Annotated in this window: 13 protein-coding genes; 8 read left to right on the top strand and 5 right to left on the bottom strand. The window is 37.5% G+C overall.

Annotation, left to right across the window (positions count from 1 at the left end):
- The first annotated feature begins 60 nt into the window (after positions 1-60).
- From PYW42_RS11110 to recD2, 4 genes are all read left to right on the top strand, one after another.
- Positions 61-906: a methyltransferase domain-containing protein gene (locus tag PYW42_RS11110; protein WP_002362549.1), complete on the top strand. Its 846-nt coding sequence runs from the start codon at positions 61-63 to the stop codon at positions 904-906.
- Between the two features lie 313 nt (positions 907-1,219).
- Positions 1,220-1,726, top strand: coding sequence for a tRNA (uridine(34)/cytosine(34)/5-carboxymethylaminomethyluridine(34)-2'-O)-methyltransferase TrmL (gene trmL / locus PYW42_RS11105; RefSeq protein WP_002356493.1), 507 nt, complete (start codon positions 1,220-1,222; stop codon positions 1,724-1,726).
- Positions 1,727-1,942: 216 nt separating this feature from the next.
- Positions 1,943-2,587, top strand: a complete 645-nt coding sequence (locus PYW42_RS11100; protein ID WP_002411327.1) for a histidine phosphatase family protein — start codon at positions 1,943-1,945, stop codon at positions 2,585-2,587.
- Positions 2,588-2,613: 26 nt separating this feature from the next.
- Positions 2,614-5,223, top strand: coding sequence for an SF1B family DNA helicase RecD2 (gene recD2 / locus PYW42_RS11095; RefSeq protein WP_002400951.1), 2,610 nt, complete (start codon positions 2,614-2,616; stop codon positions 5,221-5,223).
- Positions 5,224-5,289: 66 nt separating this feature from the next.
- Here the strand turns inward: recD2 and PYW42_RS11090 are convergent, their stop codons facing one another.
- Positions 5,290-6,249 (bottom strand): diacylglycerol/lipid kinase family protein, encoded by a 960-nt coding sequence (locus tag PYW42_RS11090; RefSeq protein WP_002356498.1) that lies wholly within the window; start codon positions 6,247-6,249, stop codon positions 5,290-5,292.
- A 262-nt stretch (positions 6,250-6,511) separates the two neighbouring features.
- On the opposite strand from PYW42_RS11090, the gene PYW42_RS11085 reads away from it, so the two are divergent.
- The gene (locus PYW42_RS11085) at positions 6,512-7,018 is read left to right on the top strand and encodes a QueT transporter family protein (RefSeq protein WP_002356499.1); all 507 of its coding nucleotides are present in this window, start codon (positions 6,512-6,514) and stop codon (positions 7,016-7,018) included.
- A gap of 237 nt (positions 7,019-7,255) precedes the next feature.
- On the top strand, positions 7,256-8,461 hold the full coding sequence (locus tag PYW42_RS11080) for an aminoacyltransferase (RefSeq protein WP_002384107.1): 1,206 nt from the start codon (positions 7,256-7,258) through the stop codon (positions 8,459-8,461).
- Positions 8,462-8,516: 55 nt separating this feature from the next.
- On the opposite strand, the gene PYW42_RS11075 is transcribed toward PYW42_RS11080, so the two are convergent.
- Genes PYW42_RS11075 through PYW42_RS11060 form a run of 4 tightly spaced genes read right to left on the bottom strand, consistent with a single transcriptional unit; the run spans position 8,517 to position 11,488 of the window.
- Entirely contained in the window at positions 8,517-9,152 is a 636-nt protein-coding gene (locus tag PYW42_RS11075; RefSeq protein WP_002356501.1) for an ECF transporter S component, read from the bottom strand.
- A 3-nt stretch (positions 9,153-9,155) separates the two neighbouring features.
- Positions 9,156-9,710, bottom strand: coding sequence for a phosphopantothenoylcysteine decarboxylase (gene coaC / locus PYW42_RS11070; RefSeq protein ID WP_002359573.1), 555 nt, complete (start codon positions 9,708-9,710; stop codon positions 9,156-9,158).
- Positions 9,707-10,480 (bottom strand): phosphopantothenate--cysteine ligase, encoded by a 774-nt coding sequence (coaB, locus tag PYW42_RS11065; RefSeq protein ID WP_002359575.1) that lies wholly within the window; start codon positions 10,478-10,480, stop codon positions 9,707-9,709. Before coaB ends, coaC begins: the two co-directional genes overlap by 4 nt.
- Before the next feature lie 15 nt (positions 10,481-10,495).
- Positions 10,496-11,488, bottom strand: coding sequence for a YhdH/YhfP family quinone oxidoreductase (locus PYW42_RS11060; protein ID WP_002356506.1), 993 nt, complete (start codon positions 11,486-11,488; stop codon positions 10,496-10,498).
- A gap of 263 nt (positions 11,489-11,751) precedes the next feature.
- On the opposite strand from PYW42_RS11060, the gene PYW42_RS11055 reads away from it, so the two are divergent.
- Both PYW42_RS11055 and PYW42_RS11050 read left to right on the top strand, forming a co-directional pair.
- Positions 11,752-12,294 (top strand): helix-turn-helix domain-containing protein, encoded by a 543-nt coding sequence (locus PYW42_RS11055; RefSeq protein WP_002356507.1) that lies wholly within the window; start codon positions 11,752-11,754, stop codon positions 12,292-12,294.
- A gap of 25 nt (positions 12,295-12,319) precedes the next feature.
- Positions 12,320-13,405: an ABC transporter ATP-binding protein gene (locus tag PYW42_RS11050; RefSeq protein WP_002356508.1), complete on the top strand. Its 1,086-nt coding sequence runs from the start codon at positions 12,320-12,322 to the stop codon at positions 13,403-13,405.
- Positions 13,406-13,411: the final 6 nt, after the last annotated feature.

The raw sequence follows: 13,411 nt of genomic DNA, 5'->3' as shown, positions 1-13,411 counted from the left end.
AAAAAGAGTGCAACTTTTTATAAGAGAAAATGTTCATTTAATGAACGTAAGGAGTTTTAAATGTTAAAGAAAATTGAACGAGCACAACAATTATTGAAAAAAGAAGCAGCCGTATTTCGCTGTCCAACTTGTCATGAACCAATGCATGTAGAAGGGGTTGGTCTGATTTGTCAACAGAGGCATCAATTTGATTTATCCAAGAAAGGCACGCTATACTTTCTAAATCATGGCGTTCAGACAGAATATAATAAAAAAATGTTTACTTCTCGAGGAAAAATGATTCAAAGTGGCATGTACGCGCCTGTTTTAAACAAAATTATGTACTATCTTCCTCAAAATAAAACAGTAGTCGATGTTGGTTGTGGTGAAGGGAGTTTTCTAGCTGAGTTAAGTCAAGCAGGCTTATCTGGACTGAAAATCGGGTTTGATTTATCAAAGGAAGGAATCTATTTAGCAAGTAATCAGCCAATTGATGCGTTTTGGTGTGTGGCGGATTTAACGAATTTGCCATTTGCGAATGAAGGGCTTGATACGATTTTAAATATTTTTTCCCCTTCACATTATCAAGAATTTCGGCGAGTACTAAAAGCTGACGGGACTGTGATTAAAATTATTCCTGAAGAGAATTACTTAAAGGAATTACGAGCGGCTTTTTATCCCAATGACGAAAAGAAACAAAGTTATTCCAATCAAAAAGTAGTCCAACGTTTTGCCGAGGAATTAGCAGTGGAAGTAGATGAACGAATAACTTATTGCTTTGACATTCCCGAGGAAAGACGGTTGGATTTATTAGAAATGTCGCCATTAGAGTGGCAAGTTTCTCAAGAAGTTAAAGCCAAACTACAACAGCGACCATTGGAAAAAATCACGATTGACGTCCGCTTGTTAGTAGGTCGTAAAAGATAGACTTTTTTGTGAAGAAAATCCTAAAAAAGTCTTGCAATAAAGTGACATTGGTGTTATATTACTTACAAGTTGTTTTTTCATTGGTTTTTATCAGGGTCCTGTTCTGATAAAAGTTAGTGAAGAGACCTTCACTAACGTAACGACTCGCCGTGCTAGACACCGAGACGGTACGTTTTTTTTTATTGGTTAGAATAGCTGCCGCCTGACATCATCGCGTCATGCGGTTTTTTTTTGAAAATAAGTATTGTGGGCGCTATTTATTTTGAATTTATGCTAAAATGAACACGATTGATATTTGAGGAGCTGAAGATAGTTGACGAACCATATTGTTTTATTTGAACCACAAATTCCAGCAAATACTGGAAATATTGCACGGACATGTGCAGCGACGAATACACCGTTGCATTTAATTGAACCTTTAGGATTTTCAACAGATGATAAACACTTAAAACGTGCCGGATTAGATTATTGGAATGATGTAAATATTACGTATCATAAAGATTTGGCTGCCTTTTTAGCCCATGTGGCAGGCAAACACTTGCATTTAGTAACCAAATTTGCTCACCAAACATACAGCGAGGTCAATTATAATGATGGCGAGGACCATTATTTCCTTTTTGGAAAAGAAACAACGGGCTTACCAGAAACGTTTATGCGAGAAAACGAAGAAAAGTGTATCCGAATTCCTATGAATGATGAACATGTGCGCTCATTGAATCTTTCTAACACTGCCGCACTAATTGTTTATGAAGCCTTACGTCAGCAAAATTTTCCGAACTTAGAACTGACGCATCATTATGAAAATGATAAATTGGATTAAAAAAAGTTAAGACAGTAGCGCTTTTTTCAAAAATGTCAGAAGAAAGTGGTTTTATTTTTACTGTTGCCCAATTTTCAAGCCTAGAACAAAAAACAATTTAGATTTTTGTTCTAGGCTTATTTTGCTTGGATTACTAGAAACTTCCATGGATATTTTCGCAGGGAAGTGATAAACTAGAAAGACATATGAAGAGATAAAGAAGTTTGGAGAAGTTACATGAAATTATATTTTACACGACATGGAAAAACTGAATGGAATCAACAGAAACGATTTCAAGGAATGACAGGAGATTCGCCGTTATTACCAACTAGTTATGACGAAATTAAACAATTAGGCCGATATTTACAAGATATTCCGTTTGAAAAAATTTATTCTAGTCCGCTATTACGTGCCAAAAATACTGCGCGGGGAATTCAACAAGAATTGACTCATCCAGTTGAAATTGTTTATACAGATACCTTAAAAGAATTAGGTTTAGGTCGTCTAGAAGGACAATATATTGAAGAAATGCGTAATTTTTATGGAGAAGAATTAGATCATTTACGGCATCGTTTAGATTTGTATGATCCAACAATTTTTGATGGTGAACCAATCGAGCAAGCGATTCAACGGATTTCAGAAACAGTTGCTGAAGCGGCGAAGCAACACGAAGGTCCAGTTCTATTTGTCGGACACGGAGCAGCCCTGACAGCGGCAATCCAAGCGATGGCTGGTAAACCATTATCAGAATTACGGACAATGGGCGGGCTGTTAAACAATAGCCTTTCAATCCTTGAAACCAAAGAGGCATCAAGGAACATGCCGTACGACTTAACGTTATGGAATGATACGTCTTTTTTAGCTAAAGAAAAAGCACAATAAGCACACAACAGAAAGGAGGGCTTGTAGTGGTAACACTTTTTGGTGAGGACGAAGAAAAAGCCTTTATTGTTGGAACTGTACAAGCAATCTTTTTTGAAAATCCCAGTAATTTTTATAAAGTCGTTCTTGTAAATGTGACCGATACAAATACAGATTATTTAGAAAAAGAAATTGTAGTAACTGGAAGTTTTGGCCAAGTTCAAGAAGAGGAACCCTATCGTTTCTTTGGTCATTTTGTGGACCATCCTCGTTATGGCAGACAGTTTCAGGTGGATAGTTATCAGCAAGAAAGACCGACTTCGGCTAGTGGGGTGGTTAACTATTTATCAAGTGACAAATTTCCTGGCATTGGTAAACGAACTGCTGAAAAAATTGTTGAAGTATTAGGGGAAAGTGCGATTGACCGAATTATTGATGACCCGAGTGTTTTGGAAGAAGTTACTGTTTTAAATGAAAAAAAACGACAAGTAATCGTCGAAACAATTCGCTTGAATCACGGGATGGAGCAAGTGATTGTGGGACTAAATCGATACGGCTTCGGTAGTCAGTTAGCTTTTTCAATTTATCAAACCTATCAAGAAGAAACCCTTTCTGTGATTCAAGAAAATCCTTATCAGTTAGTTGAAGATATTGAGGGAGTCGGATTTAAACGAGCGGACAATATTGCTGAACAAATCGGCATTCAGGCGGATTCTGCTGTTCGAATTCGAGCGGCGATTTTACATGAAGTGTTTGAGCACTCCATTCGCTCAGGCAATACGTATGTTCAAGCAGATGTTTTGTTAGAAGAAGCGATTCGGACCTTGGAAGCAAGTCGCCCAGTGGAAATCTCACCTGATCAAGTGGCTAATGAAATCATTACGTTAGTCGAACATGGAAAAATCCAACAAGAAGAGACTAAACTTTTTGAGAACAGTCTCTATTTTTCTGAATGGGGCATTGGTACTTCGATTCAGCGTTTACTTTCTCGTAAAAAAGAAATTCATTATGAGGAAGAAGAAGTCCAAAAAAATATCCGAATGATTGAGAAACGTTTAAATATTCAGTATGGCGACTCGCAACAAGCAGCGATTGAAGAAGCGATTAAATCGCCGTTATTTATTTTAACTGGAGGGCCCGGAACAGGGAAAACAACTGTTATTAATGGGATTGTCTCGTTGTTTGCGGAACTAAATGGTCTTTCATTAGATCTCAAAGACTATACGCAGGAGATGTTTCCAATCTTGCTAGCGGCGCCAACTGGGCGAGCAGCGAAACGTATGAACGAAACGACAGGTTTACCTGCAAGTACCATCCATCGTTTGTTAGGCTTGACAGGTCGTGAAAAAAATCCGAGTTTAACCGCCAAAGAATTAGAAGGTGGTTTGCTAATTGTAGATGAAATGTCAATGGTGGATACTTGGTTAGCCAATACGTTATTAAAAGCTATTCCGACAAACATGCAAGTGATTTTTGTTGGTGATAAGGATCAGCTACCGTCTGTCGGTCCAGGTCAAGTCTTACATGACTTATTGCAAATTAACGAAATTCCCAAATGTGAGCTAAACGAAATTTATCGTCAAGGAGACGGTTCAAGTATTATTCCTCTTGCCCATGAAATTAAAGAAGGAAAGTTGCCTGCTGATTTTCAAAAAAATCAAAAGGATCGCTCGTTCTTTGCAAGTGATATTGGTCATATTGAAGAATACATTCGACAAATCGTCACAAAGGCAAAAGCAAAAGGGTTTACGCCACAAGATATCCAAGTTTTAGCGCCAATGTATCGTGGCGCAGCTGGCATTGATGCCTTGAATAAGATGATGCAAGAAATCTTCAATCCAAATGAGGGGAAGAAAAAAGAAGTCAAGTGGAATGACACCGTCTATCGGATCGGGGACAAAGTTTTGCAACTAGTCAATACGCCAGAATTAAATGTGTTCAATGGAGATATGGGAGAAATCGTCGGAATTACTTTAGCCAAAGACTCAGAGGACAAAGTGGACGAGTTGGTTTTACAGTTTGATAATAATGAAGTAACGTATAAAAGAAATGAATGGAATAAAATTACGCTATCGTATTGTTGTTCGATTCATAAAGCGCAAGGTAGTGAATTCCGCATGGTGTTACTGCCAATGGTTCATCAGTATAGCCGAATGCTGCAACGAAATTTGTTGTATACAGCAGTGACACGTAGTAAAGAATTATTAATTCTATTAGGTGAGGTTTCTGCTTTTGAAACATGTGTCAAAAACGAATCGGCTAGTCGCATGACGATGCTAAAAGAACGAATCGTGAACGCAGAACAAATGAACTTAACGACTAGAACTCAGTTAGAAGCCTATGAAGAAGGTTTAACGGCAGACCATCCATTTACTGAAAAGGAAACAAAAGCTGTCTCTTATGAAACTGAACAGCAATCAACGAAAGCCAATCAGATCAAAGACACAGACGAGCAATTAGTTGACACAACGGTACAAGAAGTTTCACTATTTGCTGATGAAGGGGAAGAGTCAACCCCAGAAACAGCAAATAAAGCGACAAAAGTTGTCGAAGAACCATTACCAAAAGAACCACGACTAACAGTTGAAATTATTCAAACAAATGCTGTTGATCCAATGATTGGAATGAAGGATACGACGCCTTATCAATTTATGTGAGAAAAGGAAAGAGTGCCATAAGTCGTTTTGACTTATGGCACTCTTTTTCAACCTTAAGGGACTCAGTTAAAACCAAAACAAACGTTTTTGTGTGGTATAAACCATATCAATACTTCGTTTGCCTAAAATCTCGCCATCTGCGTGAATGGTTTGTGGAATCGTCGAAACAATTCGAATTTTGCTTGATTGAAAATGATGAAAATGCTTAGATTTCCCTTGTTTTTGGCGAAGCAATAGGAAAATAAGCCACAAAATTTTAAAAATATTGATTCGTTCCACGACAACTAAGTCCACGACTGCTTTGCGAGGATTGGCCGTCGGCATAATTGATACGCCCCCGCCAAAATAAGGATGATTTGTGACCGTACATAGGAAAGCACGATTAAATGTGTATTGTTTACCATTCATTTCAACTAAAATTGGAAAGCCTTTTTGTTTAAAAAAGACATGAATGATTGAAGAAATATAGGAAAGCGAGCCAAGCTTAAATTTATTTAAGGCTTTTTTTGATGACGATTCGTTGGTTTTTTCCACGATTGCCGCATCTAATCCTAAGCCAACATTATTGGTGGCTAAGCCGATTTCTTCTTGGTTGGCTTCTACATAATGAATTGTTTGAATTTCTTTTGGTCGTCTGGTGCGCAGGATTTGATGCAATGCTTTATCAATATTTCTTGATAATCCCACCCCTCGTGCAAAATCATTTCCAGAGCCGCATGGAATATAGCTTAAAGGAATAGCTGAATCATATGGAAGTAATGAATTAATGACATTATGTAGTGTGCCATCGCCGCCTAGCACGACTAGGATTGGAAAAGTTGAAACGTCTAAGTCTTCAGACCAAGGAAGTAAAGTTGTTTCTGCAAGTTCCTTCGTCAATTCTTTTTCATGTCCAGCGTAATCAGTGTAAAGAGCCGTATATTTAAGTTCTTGTTGCTTGAGTTGTTGAATCACTTTTCTAGCGACTTTTCGGCCATTGCCGCTACTTGCCTGCTCGTTGATAATAAGATAGTAGTGAATGTTCATTGAGCTCCTCCTTTGAATCGCTATTGTCCATTATACCAGAGGGAGGAACTTCTGCGAATAAAGATTGCTTAAAAAAGTAAAAAATGACTAGAAAAAGGCACGAAACAATGCATGAGAGGTGAAAACTGCAAATAAGTGCAAAGTAAAACAGGGCTTTCATTGACTATTTTGACTTTCCATATTAGAATGTGAACTGTTGCAATTGTAACCAAGGTTCATCAACCATCCCTTGTAAAAAAACTCGGAGAAAGAAGGAAAAAGTATGCAAAATTCGTTTCAAGCCAATCGAAAGCTAAGAACAGTCTTAGCCAATGGTATCATTATGGGCTTATATATTGTCCTCTCTTTATTGGTTCGGCCAGTTTCTTCTGGTATGATTCAATTTAGAATTTCAGAAAGTTTGAATCACCTAGTCGTTTTCAATCGCAAATTGATGTGGGGTGTTTTAGGCGGCGTTATCTTTTTTAACTTATTTTTTGGTTTCGGTGTAATGGATGCTCTGTTTGGTGGAGCGCAAACATTATTTGCGTTGAGCTTAACAGCTTTTTTACAAAAAAAGGTACCAAGTATTCCTGTTAGAATGTGTCTAAATAGTCTATTTTTTACTGTAAGTATGTTTTTTATTGCCTTTATGCTAGTACCAAGTGGCGGTCAAGCATTTTGGACAACTTATGGTTGGTTAGCATTAAGTGAAGCGATTATTATGACGATTTCAGCACCAATCATGTATTTTATCAACAAGTCATTAAAATTTGAAACACGTATTTAATTGAAAAGATGTGGATAGAAATGATTCATCCTTTGAATGGCAGTGAAGAAAAGTGTCGTTGCTATTAGTGAGCTAAGTGATAGAATGAACTGTTTCTACCTCGTCTTTTTTACATAAAGAATAAGATCTACATTTTTTCTAAAAATTTTCATGTAAAACTTTACTAGTCTGTTGGAATACACTATGATAGTGTAAGATAAACGGACTATTGGAAAGTCACAGCAGAGGAGTTTGAACATGTACACATTTAAAATCGGTATTCCGGCAGAAGTACACGATACATTTGTTAAAAATCACCCATTATGTAATTTACTACAGTCATCTTCATGGGCAAAAGTCAAGGATAACTGGGGTTCTGAAATTGTTGGGGTTTATGAAAAGGATACATTAGTCGCATCAAGTTTAGTTTTAATCAAACCATTACCAGCCGGTTTTACGATGTTATATACACCAAGAGGTCCAGTAATGGACTATACAAATGAACGTTTGGTCAGCTACTTTATGGCTGAATTGAAAAAATTTGGCAAGAAAAAACGAGCTTTATTTATAAAAATGGATCCAGCGGTTCACTATCAAGATTTTCATTTGGGAGAAGAACATCAACCGCATGCTGAAGCGACAGCTATTATTGAGACCTTGAAAGAAGCAGGGGCCAAATATCAAGGACTGACAATGGATATGGGGGCCACCATCCAGCCCCGCTTCCAAGCGAATATTTATCGTGAAGATTTTAGTGAGGAACAATTGTCAAAAAGCACCAAGAAAATGATTAAAACAGCTGAAAAAAAAGGGGTCGTTGTGCAGCAAGGGCATGTTGACTTTGTTGATGAATTTGAAAAAGTCATTCAATCAACCATGGAACGCCAACATATTTCTTTACGGAATAGTGATTACTTTAAGAAGCTGTTGAACATTTACCCAGAAGACTCCTTTATTATGCTGGCGCAAGTCAATTTAAAGGAACGCTTAGATAGCACGCGACAACGCTATGACAAAAATCAAAAAGACTTGAGTAATTTGAAAGAAAATCAAGTGAAAAAGCGCCATAATTTAGAAGAATTAGATGCTTCCTTGACTCGGGAACTAAAAGAATTAGAAGAAAATATCGCAGAAGCTGGTGAAATCGTCACGGTTGCTGGCGCTTTGGCTGTGACATTTGGTCCAACAAGTGAAATCCTTTATGCTGGCTTAGATGATCGTTATAAACGCTACATGCCAACATATGTGACTTGGCGAGATGCCATTCAAGAATGTTTTAACCGTGGCTGCGAAAGCTGTAATATGGGCGGCTTAGAAGGTAGTTTAAATGATGGCTTAATTAAGTTTAAAGCGAACTTCAACCCAACGATTAATGAATTTATTGGGGAATTCGATTTACCGGTTAATAAATTATTATTTAAAGCCAGTGAATATGCCTATAAATTACGAAAACAAAAAAAATAAATAAAAAACACATGGACTAAAAATCAAACTTGATTTTTAGTCCATGTGTTTTTTTCTATAGTTTTTGTGTTGCATTCCGTTTCATTAAGCGAAGCAAAACGCTAGCAATTGCTGAAGCAGCTACACCAGCAACAAGAGCTTCTGGCACACCAGAACTGAAAATCGTCGCAATAATAGCTAGGTAAACAGCAGTTCCAGCTTTACCAATAATTTCAGCATAAGCTGAATTAAAAAGAAAATAAATCATGTTCATGACTAAAATGGTATTCGTTGCTGAGCCTAAAACACCAGCCACAAATAAGGAGACAGGTTGCGCTTTTTCCTTCGTTAATTTATTTAGCCATTTGTAAGCGAAATAAGGAACGACCCCAATTAAAATCCGCGGAATGAGCACAATTAAAAGTGCCTTCCAACTACCATGATCGGTACCGATCACAGGAATAAATGGAGAAAAAACAAACGACAAAGGTGTTGGTGCTGTCGTATTTTTAATTAAGCTAATGATCCCAAACGTGCCGCCCAACATACTACCGATTTTTGGCCCTAAAACAATGGAACCAATAATTACAGGAATATGCATCGTGGTCGAATTTAAAGGACCTAATGTGATAAATCCTAGCGGGGTTAAAGCCAGTAAAAGTAAGATAGCTAAGAACATTGCTGTTAACGTAAATTTTTTCGTGTTATTCATAAATTACTCCTTGTTATCAGATGCTAAAATTTTCATCACTGTTTGAAGGATATCTTCAACAGTGGCAAGTGCGCCACGACCATAATCGCCACAAGCTAATAGAGCTTCACGTGGGATTATTTCTTGATAGCCGACTTCTTTTAAAATGCCAATATTTCGTTGGACAATGGGGTTTTGGTACATATACGTATTCATCGCGGGCGCAATAATTTTGGGTGTTTCAGGATAAAGTGCCAAAGCAACTGTTGATAATAAGTCGTCGGCAATCCCATGGGCTAATTTCCCAATTGTATTGGCCGAAGCAGGTGCTACTAAAAATAAATCCGCTTTTTTAGCTAACTCAATGTGATTAATTTTACTGGGATCAATTTCCATCATGACATCCGTATGCACTGGATTCTTAGAAAGTGATTGTAACGTCAGCGGAGTGATGAACGCTGTGCTGCTTTTAGTCATTAAAATTTCCACATTGTAGCCAAGCTTAGCTAGTTGACTTGTAATATCTGCTGCTTTATATGCAGAAATGCTGCCAGAGACGCCTAATAAAATAGTTTTCATTGTTGTTCTCTCCATTTCTTTTCAACATTTTTAACGATCATTGAACCAATCCCTTGTTTTGAACAAGCTTCTTGGACAATGCCCGTTTCGTTAATTAATAATCCTTCGTGTTCTGTTTCATGAACGTTCATCAAGTCATTGGCTAAGACAAAGTCACACCGATTTTTAACCAAAGCGGCTTGTGCAACCTGGACAAGTTCTTCTTGTGAAACGTCGACAAGTAATTTAAAGCCCACTAAAACAGTTTGGGGTTGCTTGTCACGAATCATTTGGATGACTTTAGGATTTTTCTTTAGAAAAATTAATAATCGGTCCGTATCAGATGAAATTTTTGTTGCTGTTTGAGGAATATCAGCAATCTGATTCAATGTGTTTTGAACGATAGTTACCAAGGCTTCTTTGGTCTTTGGCAATGTTTGTTCGCTTAATTGTTGAGCAAAAGAATCAATAAATTGTTCTTCCGTTTGCGCAGTTTCCGTCGTAAAATCACTGACTGCCATTGCGTGAACAATCGCATCAAATTGCTTTTCAGCAAAGAGTTGTTCTAACGTAGTGGCTAATTCAACCGTTGTTTCTATTTCTTTAATTGATAAGTCCAATTGTTGGGTTGGACGTAATGCATGTTTGGTTGTTACGTAGGTTACGGTGTGTCCAGCAGCTAAAAAACTTTCAGCAATTGCTTTTCCTAGTCCGCCAGAAGAATGATTGGTAATCGAACGAACATTATCAATCGGTTCTGACGTTCCGCCAGCAGTAACTAAAACATCCATAATCAAAACGCCTCCTTAAGAAATTCGGACAATGGTCCGTCCAATATGTTGGCCTGCTTGTAATGCTTCAAAAACAGGGGGAAGTTCTTCTAAAGTAATCTCTTGATACACAGCTTTTTCAGTGATGTCTAAATCAGTGGCAAGACGTTGCCAAACTATTTTTCGTTTGTCCATACCAACATTAACCGAATCAATGCCCAATAAATGAACGCCCCGTAAAATAAAGGGTAAAACGGTTGTCTCTAATGTAATTCCAGCAGCGCGGCCACAAATGGCTGAACGGCCATCATAACGAAGTTGTGGTAAAACAGCAGAAGTAATTTCCCCACCAGTGGTATCAATTGCAAAAGCAAAACGCTGTTTCATTAATGCTTTAACAGGAGTTGCTAAGAAATCTTCTACTAATAAGCATTCACTAACACCTAACTCTTTTAAAAGCTCAAAAGAATCTGGCTTTCTAGTTAATGCAGTGATTGAAGTGTAGCCTAATTGATGCAACATCGCAATAGACAATGTCGCAACACCGCCTGTCGCACCAGTTACAATAATGGGGGCTTCTTTGTCGTCGCGTAAGCCATCGTCTTCTAAAGCTGTGACAGATAATCCGGCCGTAAAGCCAGCAGTTCCGAAAATCATTGCTTCTTTGAGACTCATTTTTTCAGGAAGTGGAACTACCCAATCGCCAGGAACACGCACATATTCAGAATAACCACCAGTATGACTAACCCCTAATTGATAGCCTGTTACGATCACTTTATCGCCTTCTTTGAAACGAGGATCTTCCGATGTGACAACAGTGCCACTGACATCAATTCCTGGAATCATTGGATAATTGCGAATCACACCGCCGTCTTTTTTTGAAGCTAAAGAGTCTTTAAAGTTAACTGAGGAGTAGGCTGCTTTGATTACTACAGTGCCTTCTGATAAATCGTCTAAAGTAATGGTTTCTAGTTGACCAATAACAGATGTATCTTGTTCTCTTAACGTAAATGCTTGAAATGAATTCATATAAAAACTCTCCTTCCAATTATGTAAAAAAGCAACTCGTCTTATTTTATCATATTCTGATTTTTTCGTATCATTTTTCTTCTTATAAACAGTAAGTTATACAGAAAAGAAAGATTGTGTGACAATTAGACTAGAAAAATAAAGAAAAATGGTTGAAATTTTTCAAAAAGTTCGTATACTAAAAAAGGTAAAACTAAACTGTAAGTTTAGTATTACAAAACTTTTGTTGAAAAGATTAGCTGAAAATAGAAACGAGGTGTGCCATGGAAATTGGTGAGAAGTTGAGAAATTTACGCATTCAGAAAAATTTAACACAAGAAGAATTAGGCGAAAGAACGGATTTATCCAAAGGCTATATTTCCCAATTGGAGCGGGATTTAAGCTCACCATCAATGGAAACATTTTTCTCAATTTTAGAAGTACTAGGCGTGACGCCAGAGCAGTTTTTTAGTCAGCAACCGCTTGAACAGAAAATTGTCTACAATGAAGAAGAAAGTACCCTCTATTATGATGAAGAACATGGCTATGAACTAAAATGGTTAATTCCAGCCTCAAATGAAAAAGAAATGGAACCTGTCATTATTACTTTTGATAAAAATGGCGAATACAAAACGTTTGAACCTTCTCTATCAGAAACATTTATTTATGTGATTGATGGCTCCATTCGTTTGACATTAGGGGAAGCCACGTATATTGCTAAAAAAGGTCAAACCATGTATTACCAAGCAACAGAACCTCACCAAATTAGCAACAATGGTCGAGGAAAAAGTCGTGCGTTAATTGTGGCGACAGAATCGTATTTATAAAGGACGAAATGGAGGAGTTTATCCAGTGAGAAACCATGTGATTTCATTTGAAAATGTTGTCAAACAATTTGACGATGAACCAGTATTAAAAAATGTCAGCTTTGAAATTGAAGAAGGAAAATTTTATACGTTATTAGGACCTTCAGGATGTGGCAAAACAACGATTTTGCGTATTATTGCGGGATTCAATGACGTGACTTCTGGCGATGTTTATTTTGATGGTAAAAGAATAAATGATGTACCTGCCAATAAACGCCAAGTCAATACCGTGTTTCAGGATTATGCTTTGTTTCCTCACATGAATGTTTTTGATAATGTTGCGTTTGGTTTAAAAATCAAAAAACTATCCAAAGCAGAAATTGAAAAAAAAGTGAAAGAGGCATTACGTTTGGTTCAATTACCCGGCTACGAAACACGTGAAATTAGTGAAATGTCTGGGGGCCAACGTCAGCGGGTCGCAATTGCACGAGCGATTGTCAATGAGCCAAAAGTATTGCTTTTAGATGAGCCGTTATCCGCTTTAGATTTGAAATTACGCACAGCGATGCAATATGAACTACGTGATTTACAACAACGTTTAGGAATTACTTTTATTTTTGTGACCCATGATCAAGAAGAAGCATTAGCGATGAGCGATGAAATTTTTGTCATGAATAAAGGTCATATCGTGCAAAGTGGCACACCAGTCGATATTTATGATGAACCGATTAATCACTTTGTTGCTGACTTTGTAGGGGAAAGTAATATTGTGGATGGCGTGATGCTGGAAGATAATTTAGTTTCATTTGTGGGAAAAAAGTTTGAATGTGTCGATGGCGGCATGCGGAAAAATGAACCTGTAGAAGTCGTTTTACGTCCAGAAGACTTAACGATTACCACGCTTGAAAAAGGCAAGCTAACCGTAACGGTGGATACACAGTTATTCCGCGGCGTTCATTATGAAATTATTTGTTTTGATGAACAAGGAAACGAATGGATGGTGCATTCCACTCGAAAAGCCAAAGAAGGTGCTCAAGTAGGTCTCTCTTTTGAGCCAGAAGATATTCACGTGATGCGCTTCAATGAATCAGAAGAAGACTTTGATGCCCGTTTAGAAAGTTACGACGAGTAAACGAAA

Source organism: Enterococcus faecalis (assembly GCF_029024925.1).
In the GTDB taxonomy this organism is placed as follows: Bacteria; Bacillota; Bacilli; order Lactobacillales; family Enterococcaceae; genus Enterococcus; species Enterococcus faecalis.
This window is presented reverse-complemented; position numbering and strand designations above follow the sequence as displayed.